This window comes from Ruegeria sp. AM4 (assembly GCF_056540665.1).
The window spans coordinates 245,622-261,277 of record NZ_JBQFXD010000005.1 but is presented as its reverse complement, the minus strand read 5'-3'; the positions used below and the strand labels follow the sequence as shown (position 1 = coordinate 261,277).

The window sequence follows — 15,656 nt, the reverse complement described above, 5'->3', positions numbered from 1 at the left end:
CTATTTCGACCCACTGTCTCCGATTCCGGCGCTCAGTCTATCGATACAGACAACGACGCCGGGCTGCCGCAACTCCGTGGGCAGCACCAAACAGGAGACAACGGATATGCCTGCAGGCACCGTAAAATGGTTCAACACCACCAAAGGCTACGGCTTTATCGCACCCGAAGATGGCGGCAAAGACATCTTCGTTCACATCTCGGCTGTCGAGCGTTCGGGCCTCACCGGTCTGGCCGACAACCAGAAAGTCACGTACGAGCTGCGCGCTGGTCGTGACGGCCGCGAAAGCGCCGACAACATCGAACTGGCCTGAGCCGGTTTTTGGGGCGGAGGCTTCTCCGCCCCATTCATTGCGCACTGCCATAGTGTGGCCCTCGCAATACATCACATTCCCTTTATGCGTGTCCGCCGATTGACCAAATCGAGTATCCTCGGGAAACTGGCTTTCAGTTTTCTTTGAAGGATAGGTGAGCCCTGCCATGTTCACACGCCGCACATTTATCGCGACCACCGCTGCCGCAAGCCTTTTGCCTGGTCTGGCAATGGCCAAGAAAAAGCCGGTGGAATACGATCCGACGCCACAATTTGTGCGCATCAAGAAGCAGTTTCAGCCGGGCCAGCTGCTGGTCGCGCCCCGCTCGTTCTATCTGTATTTCGTGACCGAACCGCGCAAGGCGATCCGCTATGGTGTCGGTGTCGGCAAGGCCGGGCTGGAATTCACCGGAACCGCCACAATCGACGTCAAGAAAGAGTGGCCGACCTGGCGCCCGACCGACGAGATGATAGAGCGCGATCCGATCGCCTATGCCAAGTTCAAGGACAACGACTATGTCCAGCCGGGCGGTGGGGACAACCCTTTGGGCGCACGCGCGCTCTATCTGTTCCAGAACGGGATTGATACCTATTTCCGCATTCACGGAACCACTCAGCCGCAGACCATCGGACATGCGGTGTCGAACGGGTGTATCCGGATGCTGAACGAACACGTCATCGACCTGTATGCGCGTGTACCAATCGGAACCGTGGTGACGGTGGTTTAAGGCGCCGACCAATCCACGTCATCAGCCTGTTGGATTTTCAGTAAGCCGTCAGGCCAGGGTTTGGTCAGGCTTTGGGCCTGTTCTTCGGTTCCAGTCAGCCATGTCTGTACAGCGTTTTGATCAAGCAGCACTCCCATTCTGTGATGGATTGGCTTTACATCCGCATTTGGCTCGCAGGTCACCGCGGCCACCTGTTCCACGCGCAGCCCGCCAGGGGCCTGCCAGGTGTCGGTGATTGCCGCGAACAGCAAGGGTGACCCGTCTGACGGGCGATGCGCCATGCGGTTTTCCGCCGTTTCTCTCCGGTCCATTCGTACCAGCCATCGACGGGGATGACGGCGCGCCCGACGCCTTCGAATGCGCTTTTGTCAAAAACGGTCTCGGACCGAGCGTTGATGATCGTCTCCATCACCGGACGCCCGCGAGCATTCACGCGGCCAACCGGGATCATACCCCAGCGCATCATTGCCATCCCGTCGGCGGTCAGAACAACCACTTCCTGCCCCGGTTGAATATTGTGGCAAGGTGGTTGCGCAGGAACGCTGTCCCGAACGCCCAGATACTCTGCAATTTGGGATATCGGGCGTGTCAAAAAGAACCGTCCGGGCATTGGGACCCTCCTATTTGGCGGCCTCCTCGGCAAGCGTCAGAACATCCGGCCCAAGCGCGGTGACGATTAAGGACACGCCCTGCGCATTTGGATGGATTCCATCCGCTTGCAAGTATTCGCGTACGGCAGCCGGATCGTTTGCGTTGACGAGACCTGCGAAGAAGCTTTCGGCATAGATCGCATCAAACTGCTGCGCGAGTTCGGGATACATGGCGTCAAAGCGCTGTTTGTAGTCAGCGCCATAATTACCCGGGGCCTGCATTCCGATCAACAGCACCTCGGCGCCAGACGCGCCGGCGGCACTGAGGATGGCCTCAAGATTGGCCCGGGACACGTCCGGGTCGATGCCTCGCAACAGATCGTTGCCACCCAGCGCAACGATCAACCCGTCAACCTCGGGTGTCAGGGTCCAGTCGATGCGCGCGGCCCCTCCGGCCGTGGTGTCGCCTGATACACCTGCGTTGATCAACTGGACCTCGGCCCCCTGATCCTGCAACCAGCGTTGGAGTTGCGGGACGAACCCGTCCTGTTCCGGCAAGCCATAGCCTTGTGTCAGGGAATCCCCCAAAGCCGCGATCACAACCGGTTCGGCCGTCGCTGCAAAACCGCAACAGACAAACGCAGCGGGGATCAAAGCCTTGCGCAATTTCCATTTCACGCCATATCCCAATGGACTGTACCCCTCTGTGATCGGCCGATTGATGACAACACCTGTTCTTACCCTCCAAGATGCCGCTTTATCGCTGGATGGCAATGCCGGACGGGTCGATATTCTGCACCAGATTTCCCTCACCGTATGTCAAGGTGAAACATTGGGGTTGGTTGGCCCCTCGGGATCTGGCAAATCCTCGCTGCTGATGCTGATGGGTGGTCTGGAACGCGCCACGGCGGGCAGCGTAAATGCGTTGGGCCACAATCTGAATGACATGGACGAGGATGCTCTGGCCCGTTTGCGACGCGACGCGATGGGTGTCGTGTTTCAGAACTTCCACCTGATCCCCACCATGACCGCGCTTGAAAACGTGGCGACGCCGCTGGAACTGGCGGGACACAGAGATGCGTTCCAAAGGGCCGAGGTCGAGCTGGACGCCGTTGGCCTGTCGCACCGTCGCGACCACTATCCGGCGCAATTGTCCGGGGGCGAACAACAACGCGTGGCTCTGGCGCGCGCGGCTGCTCCGCGGCCACAGATTCTGCTAGCTGATGAACCGACCGGCAATCTTGACGAGACCAATGGGGCCGCGATCATCGACCTCTTGTTCGGGTTGCGAGATCGTCATGGCGCGACCCTCATACTGGTAACGCACAGCCACACATTGGCGCAGAAATGCGATCGAATCGTGCGCTTGCGCGACGGTCGGATCGCAGAAGACACACAACGTGAGGCCGCCGAATGAGCCTGCGCATGGCCGGGCGTCTGGCGCGGCGCGAGCTGCGCGGCGGGTTGCACGGATTTCGGATTTTTCTCGCCTGTTTGGCTTTGGGGGTTGCAGCCATCGCCGCTGTTGGCTCGGTCAGGTACGCCATTCAGACAGGACTGACTCAGGAAGGGGCCGCGCTTTTGGGTGGCGACGCCCAGTTGGAACTCACCTACCGTTTTGCCGATGAGCAGGAACGCGCATGGATGGACGGCACCGCGCAATCGGTATCCGAGGTGGTCGATTTTCGATCCATGGCCGTTACCGGCACCGGAGAAGAGGCGCAGCGTGGGCTGACGCAGGTCAAGGCGGTTGACGGCGCTTACCCGTTGCTAGGCACGGTACGGCTGACGCCTGACCTAAACCTGACCGATGCGCTAGCGGGCACCGACGGTCTTCCCGGCGCGGTTATGGACCCGCTTTTGATTGATCGGCTCGGTCTGGCAATCGGTGATCAGTTTTCGCTGGGGACACAGCCGTTTGTACTGATGGCGTCTTTGCAACACGAGCCCGATGGCGCAGCGGACGGATTCGCTTTGGGTCCGCGCACATTGGTGCGAACGCAGGATCTGCGAGCCTCGGGCCTCTTGGAGCCGGGCACGCTGTTCTCGACCAAATACCGGCTTGACCTATCACCTGATGCAGATTTGGCCACGCTGGCAACGGAAGCCGCTCGGGATTTCGACGGGACCGGAATGCGTTGGACCGATGCCCGTAACGGCGCGCCCGGTATTGCCGAGTTCGTCGCGCGGCTGAGCGCCTTTCTGGTGCTGGTCGGGCTGGCAGGTCTGGCTGTTGGAGGCATCGGAGTGTCCGCCGCCGTTCGGGCCTATCTGGTGCAGAAAACGGACACCATCGCCACCCTGCGCACATTGGGCGCTGCGCGGGCGACCATATTCCAGACCTACCTGATCCAGATCGGTGCCCTTTCCACTTTGGGGATCACAATCGGTCTGGTTATTGGCGGCGCATTGCCTCTGTTGCTGGCGCCACTCATCGAAAGCCGCCTTCCGGTTCCAGCGGTCTTCACCCTCTATCCCCGACCATTGGCCGAGGCTGCCCTTTACGGCCTGCTGACTGCCTTTGTGTTCACGCTCTGGCCGCTGGCCCGGACAGAGGATGTCCGCGCCGCAACCCTGTTCCGAGATGCGCTGAGCGCGGCCCGCGCCATCCCGCGCCCGATCTACGTTCTTGCCACAGGGTTGGGCCTAGCCCTGCTGATCGCGTCAGCCGCGTGGTTCAATGGGTCGGCGCGACTGACCCTGTGGACGGCGGGCGGCATCGCCGGAGCGTTGCTTCTGCTGTCGCTCGCCGCCTTTGGCATTCGTTGGCTGGCCCGCGCAGGCAGTGTCTGGACCCGGGGCAATGCGCCAATGCGATGGGCGTTTTCCGCCATTTCCGGCCCGAAAGAGGGCGCAGGCTCGACCGTTCTGTCTCTGGGGCTTGGGCTGTCTGTTCTGGCGGCAGTGGGGCAAATCGACGGGACCTTGCGCAACGCAATCTCGGGCAATCTGCCGGATGTGGCCCCCTCCTATTTCTTCGTAGACATTCAAAAGGATCAGATGCCGGGTTTTCTAAACCGCCTGGAAAACGATCCTGCCGTCAGCCGCGTCGAAAGCGCCCCAATGCTGCGCGGGATCATAACGCGTATCAATGACCAGCCCGCCAGTTCTGTCGCAGGCGATCATTGGGTATTGGAAGGTGATCGTGGCGTTACATACTCTGTCGAACCGCCCAAGAACACCCGGATCACCGACGGGTCGTGGTGGTCGGAAGATTACGACGGACAACCGCAGGTCAGCTTCGCGGCCGAAGAGGCGCAAGAGATGGGTCTGAAACTCGGCGACATGCTGACCGTTAACATTCTGGGGCGCGATATCACCGCCCAGATCACCTCGCTGCGCGAGGTGGACTATTCGACTGCTGAGCTGGGCTTCATCATGTCTCTGAACCCCTCGGCCCTGTCCGGAGCGCCGCACAGCTTTATCGCCACAGTCTATGCCGAGGAACAGGCCGAGGCCGCCATTTTGCGCGATCTGGCCGGTCAGTTCCCCAACATTACAGCCATCCGGGTGCGCGACGCCATTGACCGAGTGTCAGGGCTGTTGGCCGGGCTGGCTGCGGCAACGTCTTATGGGGCTGGTGTGTCTCTGCTAACAGGCTTTCTGGTCCTGATCGGCGCCGCTGCTGCCGGAGAGCCCGCGCGGCGTTATGAAGCCGCCGTGCTGAAAACTCTGGGAGCAAGCCGTCGGCGCATATTGCTCAGCTTTGCACTGCGCTCGATCCTGCTGGGGGCTGCTGCAGGATTGGTTGCGCTGTTCGCAGGCATTATGGGCGGCTGGGCCGTGGCCACCTACATCTTCGACACCGATTTTGCGATCATCTGGCCGTCGGCACTGGGTATCATTGCTATTGGCATCATTGTCACGCTTGCCGCCGGACTCACATTCGCCCTGCGACCGCTGGCGATCCGTCCGGCGCGGGTTCTACGCGCCAGCGACTAGGGTCAGCGCACGCAGGCCACCGGTTGCAAGATCTTCAGCAACGGGTCGTTGTCACAAATCAACGCGTCCAGCGTGATATCGTCCAGCGAGGCATAGAACACCTCGGCCGCGTCCTGCAGGGCCAGCCGCAACCGGCAGGCGTCGGTCAATGGGCAAGTGTTGTCCGCATCAGCAAAACACTCGGCGATCGGCAAGCCGCCTTCGACGTCACGAAAGACCTCACCAATACGGATCTGTTCGGCGGAGCGGCCCAGCGCAATACCACCGTTGCGCCCGCGCTGCGTGTTGAGATAGCTCAGCTGGCTCAACTGGTTGATAACCTGCGCAAGATGGTTTTCCGAAATGTTGCACACCTCGGCGATCTCGGATTTCGTCACCAACCTGTCCTGATGCGCGGCACAATACATCAACAGCCGCACCGCAATGTTCGTCCGTTTGGTAATCCGCATGAGGACCTCCCTGACTTTTGGATGCAGTCTTATTGCATGTCCGGCAAAAAAACGGTTTGACATACATCAATCGCTTGAACCGGAGATGGCAGCCCATGGCAGACCCATATTTCTTTGGCTATGGCAGCCTTGTGAACCTTTCCACGCATGATTTCCCAGACCCGCGCCCGGCCCGTCTGAAGGGTTGGCGGCGCGCCTGGCGGCATACCGATCTGCGTCCAGTAGCGTTTCTGACCGCCGTGCCGGATCCTGATTGCGAAATCGACGGCATGATCGCGCATGTTCCCAAGAACGACTGGGCCGCGCTGGACGAGCGTGAATGGGCCTATGACCGGGTTGCCGCGACACGATCGGTCACGCACCCGCTGAGCCATGAGGTTGAGATCGCGGTCTACGCCGTGCCAGCAGATCGCCACACCGCATCGAACAATCACCATCCGTTGCTGCTCAGCTATATCGATGTGGTTGTGCAGGGGTATCTGAGGGCCTTCGGCGCAGAAGGGGCGGATCGGTTCTTCGCCACGACCGAGGGTTGGGATGCGCCGATTCTGGACGATCGCGCCGCGCCACGCTATCCGCGCCATCAGCAACTCAGCGCGGCCGAGGCCAAGTTTGTTGATGAATCCCTGAACCGTATGTCGGTAAGTATCATCCAGCCTGATCAGCAAAGAAAGGCAGATGAACTGCCTTCCTCATTCACATTCTAGGATTGATCAACCGCGCGCGCGGATCACTTGCAGCAACGGCAGCAGCGTCGCCATTTCCGGCCCCCGCTCCATTCCGGTCAGCGCCTTGCGCAGCGGCATGAACAGACCCTTGCCTTTGCGGCCAGTGGCGTCCTTTACGACTTTGGTCCAGGTGCTCCAGGTGTCCCCGTCAAACTGTCCTTCTGGCAGCAGTGCGACGGCCTCGGCAACGAAGTCGCGATCTTCGTCGGCGATCAGCGGCTCGGCCCCGTCGCGGCACAGTTCCCACCAGCCTTTGAGGTCAGCCAGAGTGGTGATGTTCTCACGCGCCATTGCCCAAAAAGGCTCGGCCAGTTCCGCTGGTACGCCTGCGTCAGCCACGGCATCGGCAACATCAGCCAAAGGCAGCGACTGCAGATGTTTTGCGGTCAGCGGGAACAGATCCTGCACATCGAACTTGGTTGGTGCCGCACCAAACCGGCTGACATCAAAGCCCTCAATCAGTTCCGCCATGTCCGCGCGCAGCTCGACCGGGTCCGAGGACCCCAGACGCGCCATAAGGCTCAGCAAGGCCATCGGCTTGACCCCCTGTTCGCGCAGATCGCGCAGGGCCAGCGTTCCAAGACGTTTCGACAGCGCCTCACCCTGCGGGCCGGTCAGCAGCGAGTGGTGCGCAAAGCGCGGGCAGGTTCCGCCCAGCGCCTTGATGATCTGGATCTGAGTCGCTGTGTTGGTCACGTGATCAGACCCGCGTACGACGTCGGTGACACCCATCTCGGTATCATCGACCACTGACGCAATCGTATAGAGAACCTGACCATCGCCACGGATCAGCACCGGATCAGATACCGAGGAAGCGTCAATCGAGATGTCGCCAAGAATACCATCGGTCCACTCGATACGCTCATGATCCAGCTTGAAGCGCCAGACGCCATTGCCACGTTCAGCCCGCAGCGCTTCTTTCTCGGCATCGCTGAGATTCAGCGCGGCGCGGTCATAAACCGGCGGCTTGCCCATGTTCAGTTGCTTCTTGCGCTTGAGGTCCAATTCGGTCGGCGTTTCAAACGCCTCATAAAAACGGCCCATCTCGCGCAGCTTGTCAGCGGCCTCGGCATAGCGGTCCAGCCGATCCGACTGACGCTCTACCTTATCCCAATGAAGGCCCAGCCATTCCAAGTCCTGCTTGATGGCATCGACATATTCCTCTTTCGACCGCTCGGGGTCGGTATCATCGATGCGCAGGATGAATGTACCACCTGCCTTGCGGGCGATCAGATAGTTCATCAGGGCGGTGCGCAGGTTGCCCACATGGATGTAACCGGTGGGCGACGGGGCAAAACGGGTCGTGGTCATCGAGTTCTCCTGTTGGCGCGGCTCATGTCATATGAGCGCGTTTTTGTCCAGCAGGGGTTATCAGGTCGGCTTGATCGGCCAGTGGCGATCCAGATCCGCAAGACCGGCTTGAACGAGTTCAGAAAGGACCTGAAGGTCGATATCCGCCAACTTGTTCACATAGAGGCACGATTTGCCAAGTTTGTGTTTGCCCAACCGACCCAGAATCTCTCTGAAATCGGCATATCCGGGCATGATGTAAATCGAATGCGCCGCCTTGCGCGGGGAAAACCCGGTTGCCAGAAATTCCCCTTCGCGACCTGATTTATAGCGATAGTGATAGCGTCCATAGCCCACGATCGTTGGGCCCCACATCAGCGGTTCAAACCCGGTCACCTTGCGAAACAGTCGATCAAGCACGCGCGCCTCTTGCGCTTTTTTGGGCGGCGCGACGCCTGCCAGAAAGTCCTTGACGCTCTGCCCGGTGGGTATGGTTTTATTCTCGGATCGCGACATAAACAAAAATTAACACGTAATGTTCATCCGCACAGCCCATCTGTTGGGGTATGAACTGGCAAGCGACTGATACCGAGCTAATTCAACCAATGGCGTTCTGACAGGGAGATACTGACATGGCCATCAATTTGACACGCAGAGCGGCACTGGGAGCCGCTGCCGCACTACCATTTGCGTCCGCCGCAGCTCCGGTTTTTGCCGCAGGGACCGAAACCAAAGCAAACTCGACCGTCGCAAAGTCGTTCCAGTTGGGCGATTTCACCGTCACCACCTTGCTAGATGGCAGCCTGCCACGCGACGGGGCGCAGGAGATCTTCGGCGGCGGTGCTTCGGACGAAGACTTTGCGCAAGTGTCCGCCGACAACTTCATCTCACCCGATGTGGCGCAGTTCTTCTTTACTCCGACTTTGGTCAATACGGGCTCGGAGCTGGTTCTGTTTGATACCGGGCTTGGGCAGGGCGGTATTCAGGCAGCGCTGGCCGATGCAGGCGTCACTCCGGATCAAATCGATGTCGTCGTCCTGACACATATGCACCCCGACCATATCGGCGGAATGACCTCCAATGACGCGGCCACATTCGCGAACGCGCGATATGTAACGGCTGCACCGGAATATGACTTCTGGGCCGCTCAGGAAGCGGGCAACCGCGTCGGCGATCTGGTCGCTGCCAAAGTAACCCCGCTTGCCGGCAAGATGAGCTTCATCGAAGATGGCGGAGAAGTTGCGTCTGGTATCACGGCAATGGGGGCCTTTGGTCATACGCCCGGGCACATGGTTTATCATCTCGAAAGCAATGGCCAAAGACTGATCCTGACTGCGGATCTGGCAAACCACTATGTCTGGTCCTTCGCCCACCCCGAATGGGAAGTGCGCTTTGATATGGACAAGGCCGCCGCCACAGCCTCGCGCCGCAACGTGTTGGGACTGTTGGCCGCAGATAAGGTGCCGATGATCGGATACCACATGCCCTTCCCTGCAGCGGGTTATGTGGAAACCCGTGGTGACGGGTTCCGCTTTGTACCCGTCAGCTACCAGATGATGGGTTAATACCCCGGGTCCGGCCGCACTTTCGTTCCGTCGGTAAAGCGAGACAGGCGAAAGGCGGTCGGATCAACACAGGGTTCACTTTGCGTGATCAGATCAGCGACCAACTTGCCTGCGCCGGGTCCGATACCGAAACCGTGACCGGAAAACCCGGTCGCGATGCACAGGCCCGGCACCTGATCCACGAGCGAAATCACCGGAATCGCATCCGGTGTCACGTCGATTAACCCGGCCCAACTTTGCACGATCTCCGAACTTTCAAGCGCAGGGAAACCGTTGCGTGCACTGATCCAGGCCCGCCTCAACACCTTTTGCGAGAGCTCGGGGTCAAGGACGCGGCAATGCTCGAACGGGGTTACATCTGTCGGCAGCCATCTGCGGTCCTGACCAGCTTCGATGGCCCATCGGCGCGACAGCCGGAACCGCAAGGAACGCCACTCTTGCCGGAACGCCGGTAGAAATTGTCTGGCCAGCCGAAATGAGTCCGGCACGATATCGACAGTGTTTTCATGGCCCGAAGCGATGGAGTATCCGCCATCCGCGCGCTTTCGAATGGCGAAATCGTCGGACCACAAAGCGGCCTCGGGACCGTTTTCGACCGGAGGGGTCCTCAGCACCGTGTTCAGGACTTTAAGCTGCGGCAGATCGATCCCGGCGTTGCCAGCAAACAGGCGTGACCAGGCACCGCCTGCCAATACGACCTGGTTGCAGGCGACCCGCCCGCGCTCGGTATAAACACCGGCAACGCGACCGGCCTGTAAATCGAGGCTTCGCACGGCACAATTCGTTACCACCACCGCGCCCCGGTCGCGCGCGGCCTCGACCATCGCAGGGGCCGCCCATTGCGGTTCGGCGCGACCGTCCTGCGGCATGTGCAGCGCGCAATCAAACCCGTTGGCATTGCCCGGCAGCAGGAGATCCAACTCGGAACCCGACACGAGTTTCGCCCCGGTCTGCATCCCGTCTACGTTCTGCATCCAGCGTTCCAGATTGCCACGCGACCGGGTGCCGGATGCCCCGAACAGAATGCCCGAGCGGGCGTATCCGGTCTTGCGACCAATCCGTTCGTCCATGCCTTGCCAGGCCCGCGAAGCTTCCTGCATCAACGGTATTTCGCGCGGGTCGCGCATGCCCAGCCGGACCCAGCCCCAATTGCGGGAACTTTGTTCGCCTGCGATATGTCCTTTCTCGCACAACAGGACCGAAACACCGCGCTCGGCCAGTTCGAGCGCAGCACTTGCGCCGATGATGCCGCCGCCGATAACGACAACATCAACCTGTTTGGGCAGGTGCAAATCAGACTCGACGGGGGTTGGTTTGGGGCCCGGCATCTACCGCTCAGCTTCAATTCCTCGGATGGGTATGGAGCCCAAGGACAGCGGTGCTGGCAATGCTCAAAATCTGGCAAGCAGGGGAATTGGCCAGACCTGTGGCCAATCGGTCGAAGCGTCGCGGTTTAGCGGCGCTTAGATCGAGAAGAAATCAGCCTGGATTAAGCTGCGCCGGAAAGCTGCGCCCATTTCTGGCGAAGAACCGCGGCCACGCCCGAATCCTGTTGACGGGTCTGCGACACGCGCGGCTCCTGCGGCCGCAATTCGGGAAACTCCGGACGATGCACCGTTTTTGCGGCACCCTGAGGATTTTCAGGAGTTTCTTCGCCGATCAAATCGGCAATCGCCGCGTCCAGAGCAACCTCATCCAGTTCCTGCGCCGGTGATTCCATTGTCTTGTACTGCAACGGCGCATGAAGCGATTTGTCATAGTTATCAATCATTTTGACCACCAATACCATTCACTGCACCCAAGCACACAGGTGCATTCACCCAGTTCCACTGACCCGGCACCTTGCCGGATTGCGTCACGTTCGCCCCAACAGGGGCAAACCCCTGTCATAAATGTGGCAAAATATGGGCCAAAACGCAAGGTTGGTTTTTGGGTTAATGCTTTGTAAAAGCTTACATAAACGAACAATATCCACTATTCAGCAGGACTGTAGCCAAATTTGCAACAAAGGCTTCCCGCGCCTGTGGATCAGGCCCAAGCCTGTGTGGGATCACCCCTTGTCGCGCCAGCGATTCACGATTGGGTATCGACGATCCAGCCAGAAAGCGCGCGGGGTCAGGCGCGTTCCGGGTGCGGATTGAAACCGCTTGTATTCACTGATGTAAATCAGGTGTTCGACCCGCTTTGCGTCCGCTTCGGCAAATCCCGCCGCCACACAATCGGCAATCGATCCGTCCCGATCCACTAGAATTTCGAGAATAGCGTCAAGAACCGGGTAGTCGGGCAGGCTGTCGCTGTCCTTCTGATCGGCCCGCAACTCGGCACTTGGCGGTTTGTCAATGACCGAAGGCCGGATGACCTCACCCGCCGGGCCGCGCATCCAGTCGCGGTGGTTCGCATTGCGCCAGCGGCAAGTCTCGAACACGCGCGTCTTGTACAGATCCTTGATCGGATTGTAGCCGCCGTTCATGTCGCCGTAGATTGTGGCATAGCCCACCGCAACCTCGGATTTGTTGCCCGTGGTCAGCAGCATCTCCCCGAATTTGTTGGAAATCGCCATCAACAGCAGACCGCGCAGGCGGGACTGGATGTTCTCTTCGGTCAGATCTTCCTCGCGGCCAGCAAACAGCGACGACAGTGTATCGGTCACCGCCGCCCGGCTCTCGGATATCGGAACATAGTCGTAATGAACGCCCAGCGCCTTGGCCACGGCCTCGGCGTCATCCAGCGATCCCTGGCTGGTGAATTCGGACGGCAGCATTACGCAGCGCACATTCTCGGCCCCGATTGCGTCCACCGCAATCGTTGCGACCAGTGCCGAATCCACGCCACCGGACAGGCCCAATACAGCCTTTTTGAACCCGGTTTTGGCCATGTAATCCCGCAGGGATTGCACCATCGCACGATAGTCCTGTTCCCACGCGTCGGGCTGCGGGACCACCTCGGTTGGGTCGATCCGCCAGCCTGTATCGGCCTGCGCAAGATCGATATGGCTGACTGCCTCGTCGAACACCGGCATGCGAAAGGCCAGCTCTCCGCCCGGGTTCAGACCGAACGTGGCGCCATCGAAGACCTGATCGTCCTGCCCGCCGACCATATTGAGGTAGATCACCGGAAGCCCGGTTTCGATCACGCGCGCAACCATGTGGTTCAGTCGAACATCGTATTTGTCGCGGAAATAGGGCGACCCGTTGGGTATCAGCAGAAACTCCGCTCCGGTCTCTTCAAGCGTTTCGGCAACATCCTCGTGCCAGCCATCCTCGCAGATCGGACTGCCGATACGGGTATTGCCCACGGCGTATGGCCCGCCCATCGGGCCAACGTCATACAGGCGAACCTCGTCAAATACCGTTTCGTTCGGCAAGTGATGTTTCAGAACCTTGCTGGAAATGCGCCCGCCCTTGAGGATCAGATAGGCGTTGAAAAGTTTGTCATCCTCAACCCACGGCCCGCCGATGGCAAGCGCCGGGCCTTCCGCGCAAGTCTCTGCCAGGTCCTGAACCGCAGCCATCGCGGCCCGGTGAAAGACCGGCTTCATCACCAGATCCTGCGTATTGTAGCCGGTGATGAACATTTCGGGCAACGCCACCAGATCGGCATTGGCATCGCGCCCCTGTTTCCACGCCTCGACCGCTTTAGCCGCGTTTCCGGCAATATCCCCAACCGTGGGGTTCAATTGTGCCAGCGTGATGCGGAACCGGTCGGCCATGCTTGCCCTCTTGCCTTCGTCAGTCTCTTGAACGCGTTTATCAGATCACGCCGCAAGGAAAAGCCCAATGCGGCAAAAGCCGTTGCCCTACCCCCTGCGGTATCTTAGTTTTGCGCCCAACCGAACCAGTGCCGCGCAAAAAACAGGCAGGTAGATCCATGACCGCAATCCGCACTTTCATAGCTGTCACAGCCTTTGCCCTGACACCCCTGCTCGCTGTCGCGCAAGAAGATGGCCAGATCGTCACCAAGGATGATGAGGTCGGCGGTGTTTACGAAGGAACATTTAAAGGCGGCCTACGCCACGGCACCGGGACGTACCGCCTGCCAGACGGGTTCGAATACACAGGCGAATGGGTCGAGGGCGAAATCCAGGGTCAAGGAACCGCGCGCTATGCCAACGGCACGATCTATGAGGGTCGCTTTGCAAAGGGGCAACCGGACGGATCCGGCAAGATCACCTACAGTGATGGCAGCAGCTTTGAAGGCGAATGGTCCGGCGGTGCTATCAACGGAACAGGCGTCGCAGAGTATCTGGGCGGCATGCGATACGAGGGCAACTTTCGCAACAACCTGCGACACGGCAAAGGCATCCTGACCACTCCTGACGGGTATTCCTACGACGGTGACTGGGTCGATGGAGTTAAACAGGGCAAGGCGGTGATCACCTACCAAACCGGTGACATCTATAATGGTGATGTTCTGGACGGCAAACGCCACGGTCAGGGCGTTCTGACCATGGCCAACGGCATGATCTATGACGGCACCTGGACCGAGGGCCAGATCACCGGCACCGGCCGTCTGACGCAAGCCAATGGCGACGTCTATGAAGGTGAGCTTGTGAACGCGCGCCGCCAGGGGAAGGGCAAGGCCACCTATGCCAATGGCACCACCTATGAGGGCAGCTTTCAGGATGACCGCCGCCACGGCCAGGGGCGCTATCTGGGGCCGGATGGGTTCGACTATTCCGGCGAATGGGTTGAAGGCCAGATCGAAGGGCTAGGAGAGCTGACCTACCCGGACGGCACGACCTATGTCGGAGATTTCAGCGCCGACCTGCCCCACGGCAAGGGGATCCAGACCGCCCCGGACGGCACGGTCTATGACGGCGACTGGCTCGCGGGCGTGTTCGAGGGAACCGGCACCGCAACCTATCCCAGCGGTGTGGTCTATTCGGGGCAGTTCAAGAACGGCGTCAGCCACGGAACCGGCGTGCTGACCCTTGCAAACGGATACCGGTATGACGGCGACTGGGTCGAGGGTATCCGACGCGGCATCGGCAAAGCCAGTTTTCCCGACGGCACTGTCTATGAAGGCGGATTCGAAGACGGCCGACGCCACGGACAGGGCACGCTCAAAACTCCCAGCGGGTTCACCTATACAGGCAGTTGGGTTGACGGCAAGATCAGTGGCACTGGCGTTGCAACCTATGCCACAGGCGATGTCTACGAAGGCAACTTTCTGGACAACAAACGCCACGGTGACGGCACAATGCGCTATGCAAATGGTGAACAAGAAACCGGCGTCTGGGAAAACGGCGAACTGCCAGAGGCAAACAGATCCGCGCCCGCAGATACAGCACCCACAGATGATACCGCCGAGCCCGCCTCGGCTGAGGAAGCGGCCGAGCCTGCCTCGGACGGCTGAATCCTGCTACCAGGGAACCCGCTTTCCGGCCCAATCGAAAAACCCGCCGGTGTCGTCTGAGGTCAGCCCTTCGATCACAGCAAGCAAGTTCCGCGCAGCCTCCTCGGGCGCGACGGCCGGGTGGCGCGACAGGTATTTTTCGGTAAACGCGGTTCTGACCGTTCCGGGATGAAGCGAGACGCAAATTGCGTGTCTATGGGTCCGGGCAAGCTCGATCGCGGCTGTATGGACGATCTGATTCACCGCTGCTTTGGCGGCGCGATAGCTGACCCATCCACCCAGATGATTGTCGCCAATTGATCCAACCCGCGCTGACAACACACCAAAAACCGCCCGCCGGTCGCGCGGAAGCCAACGGCCAGCGTGTTTCAATGCTAATGCGGGGCCAACGGCGTTGAGCGCAAATTGATCCATCATCGCCTGCGGCGACAAGGCGCGCAGGCTCTTTTCCGGGGCTGCCCCCTGAATCTCGAGCGCGCCAGTGGTCACAAGCACCAGATCGAACCGGCCTTCGACCGTGGAAAGAATGTTCTCGGCGCCGTCAGGTTGCGTCAGGTCCAACCCGTTGGCCGAGCGCGACAGGCCGGTCACAATGACCCCGCGCGTTTCAAGCCGGGCCTGAATCGCGGCGCCGATGCCACCGGTTGCACCTATGATCAAAGCTGTTTTCATGGGCTGCCACCTAGCTGGAATCATC

General features: G+C 59.9%; 15 protein-coding genes and 1 pseudogene. 7 read left to right on the top strand and 9 right to left on the bottom strand.

Going from position 1 to position 15,656, the window contains the following annotated elements; all coding sequences use genetic code 11:
• The first annotated feature begins 106 nt into the window (after nt 1–106).
• Together ACR0JA_RS12605 and ACR0JA_RS12600 are read left to right on the top strand one after the other, a co-directional pair.
• A complete protein-coding gene (locus ACR0JA_RS12605) occupies nt 107–313 on the top strand; it encodes a cold-shock protein (RefSeq protein ID WP_010442474.1) in 207 nt (68 codons plus the stop codon).
• A gap of 166 nt (nt 314–479) precedes the next feature.
• Nucleotides 480–1,040, top strand: a complete 561-nt coding sequence (locus ACR0JA_RS12600; protein ID WP_480575000.1) for a L,D-transpeptidase — start codon at nt 480–482, stop codon at nt 1,038–1,040.
• Here ACR0JA_RS12600 and ACR0JA_RS12595 read toward each other — a convergent pair.
• Both ACR0JA_RS12595 and ACR0JA_RS12590 read right to left on the bottom strand, forming a co-directional pair.
• A pseudogene (locus ACR0JA_RS12595) lies at nt 1,037–1,650 on the bottom strand (SOS response-associated peptidase). The gene ACR0JA_RS12600 and the pseudogene ACR0JA_RS12595 overlap by 4 nt on opposite strands.
• Before the next feature lie 10 nt (nt 1,651–1,660).
• A complete protein-coding gene (locus ACR0JA_RS12590) occupies nt 1,661–2,308 on the bottom strand; it encodes an arylesterase (protein ID WP_480574997.1) in 648 nt (215 codons plus the stop codon).
• Nucleotides 2,309–2,351: 43 nt separating this feature from the next.
• On the opposite strand from ACR0JA_RS12590, the gene ACR0JA_RS12585 reads away from it, so the two are divergent.
• Nucleotides 2,352–3,047 carry an ABC transporter ATP-binding protein gene (locus tag ACR0JA_RS12585; RefSeq protein ID WP_480574994.1) on the top strand — a complete coding sequence of 232 codons (696 nt, stop codon included), beginning with the start codon at nt 2,352–2,354 and terminating at the stop codon, nt 3,045–3,047.
• Complete coding sequence (locus ACR0JA_RS12580; RefSeq protein WP_480574991.1) at nt 3,044–5,572, top strand: ABC transporter permease; 2,529 nt, start codon at nt 3,044–3,046, stop codon at nt 5,570–5,572. Before ACR0JA_RS12585 ends, ACR0JA_RS12580 begins: the two co-directional genes overlap by 4 nt.
• 2 nt (nt 5,573–5,574) lie before the next feature.
• Here ACR0JA_RS12580 and ACR0JA_RS12575 read toward each other — a convergent pair whose 3' ends face one another.
• Nucleotides 5,575–6,021, bottom strand: a complete 447-nt coding sequence (locus ACR0JA_RS12575) for an RrF2 family transcriptional regulator (RefSeq protein WP_480574989.1) — start codon at nt 6,019–6,021, stop codon at nt 5,575–5,577.
• Between the two features lie 95 nt (nt 6,022–6,116).
• Between ACR0JA_RS12575 and ACR0JA_RS12570 the strand changes: the two genes are divergently transcribed.
• Nucleotides 6,117–6,728, top strand: coding sequence for a gamma-glutamylcyclotransferase family protein (locus tag ACR0JA_RS12570; RefSeq protein ID WP_480574986.1), 612 nt, complete (start codon nt 6,117–6,119; stop codon nt 6,726–6,728).
• Between the two features lie 6 nt (nt 6,729–6,734).
• Here the strand turns inward: ACR0JA_RS12570 and gltX are convergent, their stop codons facing one another.
• Together gltX and ACR0JA_RS12560 are read right to left on the bottom strand one after the other, a co-directional pair.
• Complete coding sequence (gene gltX, locus ACR0JA_RS12565; protein WP_480574983.1) at nt 6,735–8,060, bottom strand: glutamate--tRNA ligase; 1,326 nt, start codon at nt 8,058–8,060, stop codon at nt 6,735–6,737.
• 60 nt (nt 8,061–8,120) lie between these two features.
• Nucleotides 8,121–8,459, bottom strand: coding sequence for a DUF1801 domain-containing protein (locus ACR0JA_RS12560; RefSeq protein WP_480574979.1), 339 nt, complete (start codon nt 8,457–8,459; stop codon nt 8,121–8,123).
• Nucleotides 8,460–8,671: 212 nt separating this feature from the next.
• On the opposite strand from ACR0JA_RS12560, the gene ACR0JA_RS12555 reads away from it, so the two are divergent.
• The gene (locus tag ACR0JA_RS12555) at nt 8,672–9,604 is read left to right on the top strand and encodes an MBL fold metallo-hydrolase (protein WP_480574977.1); all 933 of its coding nucleotides are present in this window, start codon (nt 8,672–8,674) and stop codon (nt 9,602–9,604) included.
• Here the strand turns inward: ACR0JA_RS12555 and ACR0JA_RS12550 are convergent.
• The 3 genes from ACR0JA_RS12550 to ACR0JA_RS12540 all read right to left on the bottom strand — a co-directional run bounded on the left by ACR0JA_RS12550 (nt 9,601) and on the right by ACR0JA_RS12540 (nt 13,313).
• Nucleotides 9,601–10,932 (bottom strand): NAD(P)/FAD-dependent oxidoreductase, encoded by a 1,332-nt coding sequence (locus ACR0JA_RS12550; RefSeq protein WP_480574974.1) that lies wholly within the window; start codon nt 10,930–10,932, stop codon nt 9,601–9,603. The genes ACR0JA_RS12555 and ACR0JA_RS12550 overlap by 4 nt on opposite strands.
• 161 nt (nt 10,933–11,093) lie before the next feature.
• The gene (locus tag ACR0JA_RS12545) at nt 11,094–11,375 is read right to left on the bottom strand and encodes a hypothetical protein (RefSeq protein ID WP_480574971.1); all 282 of its coding nucleotides are present in this window, start codon (nt 11,373–11,375) and stop codon (nt 11,094–11,096) included.
• 279 nt (nt 11,376–11,654) lie between these two features.
• Nucleotides 11,655–13,313 (bottom strand): NAD+ synthase, encoded by a 1,659-nt coding sequence (locus tag ACR0JA_RS12540; RefSeq protein ID WP_480574968.1) that lies wholly within the window; start codon nt 13,311–13,313, stop codon nt 11,655–11,657.
• Nucleotides 13,314–13,471: 158 nt separating this feature from the next.
• On the opposite strand from ACR0JA_RS12540, the gene ACR0JA_RS12535 reads away from it, so the two are divergent.
• Nucleotides 13,472–14,959: an MORN repeat-containing protein gene (locus tag ACR0JA_RS12535; RefSeq protein WP_480574965.1), complete on the top strand. Its 1,488-nt coding sequence runs from the start codon at nt 13,472–13,474 to the stop codon at nt 14,957–14,959.
• Between the two features lie 6 nt (nt 14,960–14,965).
• Here the strand turns inward: ACR0JA_RS12535 and ACR0JA_RS12530 are convergent, their stop codons facing one another.
• Nucleotides 14,966–15,631 carry an SDR family NAD(P)-dependent oxidoreductase gene (locus ACR0JA_RS12530; RefSeq protein ID WP_480574962.1) on the bottom strand — a complete coding sequence of 222 codons (666 nt, stop codon included), beginning with the start codon at nt 15,629–15,631 and terminating at the stop codon, nt 14,966–14,968.
• Nucleotides 15,632–15,656 lie beyond the last annotated feature (25 nt).

What these genes read in the sequence shown, in the direction of transcription:
- ACR0JA_RS12605 (WP_010442474.1), top strand. Translation starts at nt 107, where the DNA reads ATGCCTGCAGGCACCGTAAAATGGTTCAACACCACCAAAGGCTACGGC.
- ACR0JA_RS12600 (WP_480575000.1), top strand. Translation starts at nt 480, where the DNA reads ATGTTCACACGCCGCACATTTATCGCGACCACCGCTGCCGCAAGCCTT.
- ACR0JA_RS12585 (WP_480574994.1), top strand. Translation starts at nt 2,352, where the DNA reads ATGACAACACCTGTTCTTACCCTCCAAGATGCCGCTTTATCGCTGGAT.
- ACR0JA_RS12580 (WP_480574991.1), top strand. Translation starts at nt 3,044, where the DNA reads ATGAGCCTGCGCATGGCCGGGCGTCTGGCGCGGCGCGAGCTGCGCGGC.
- ACR0JA_RS12575 (WP_480574989.1), bottom strand. Translation starts at nt 6,021, where the DNA reads ATGCGGATTACCAAACGGACGAACATTGCGGTGCGGCTGTTGATGTAT.
- ACR0JA_RS12570 (WP_480574986.1), top strand. Translation starts at nt 6,117, where the DNA reads ATGGCAGACCCATATTTCTTTGGCTATGGCAGCCTTGTGAACCTTTCC.
- gltX (WP_480574983.1), bottom strand. Translation starts at nt 8,060, where the DNA reads ATGACCACGACCCGTTTTGCCCCGTCGCCCACCGGTTACATCCATGTG.
- ACR0JA_RS12555 (WP_480574977.1), top strand. Translation starts at nt 8,672, where the DNA reads ATGGCCATCAATTTGACACGCAGAGCGGCACTGGGAGCCGCTGCCGCA.
- ACR0JA_RS12550 (WP_480574974.1), bottom strand. Translation starts at nt 10,932, where the DNA reads ATGCCGGGCCCCAAACCAACCCCCGTCGAGTCTGATTTGCACCTGCCC.
- ACR0JA_RS12545 (WP_480574971.1), bottom strand. Translation starts at nt 11,375, where the DNA reads ATGATTGATAACTATGACAAATCGCTTCATGCGCCGTTGCAGTACAAG.
- ACR0JA_RS12540 (WP_480574968.1), bottom strand. Translation starts at nt 13,313, where the DNA reads ATGGCCGACCGGTTCCGCATCACGCTGGCACAATTGAACCCCACGGTT.
- ACR0JA_RS12535 (WP_480574965.1), top strand. Translation starts at nt 13,472, where the DNA reads ATGACCGCAATCCGCACTTTCATAGCTGTCACAGCCTTTGCCCTGACA.
- ACR0JA_RS12530 (WP_480574962.1), bottom strand. Translation starts at nt 15,631, where the DNA reads ATGAAAACAGCTTTGATCATAGGTGCAACCGGTGGCATCGGCGCCGCG.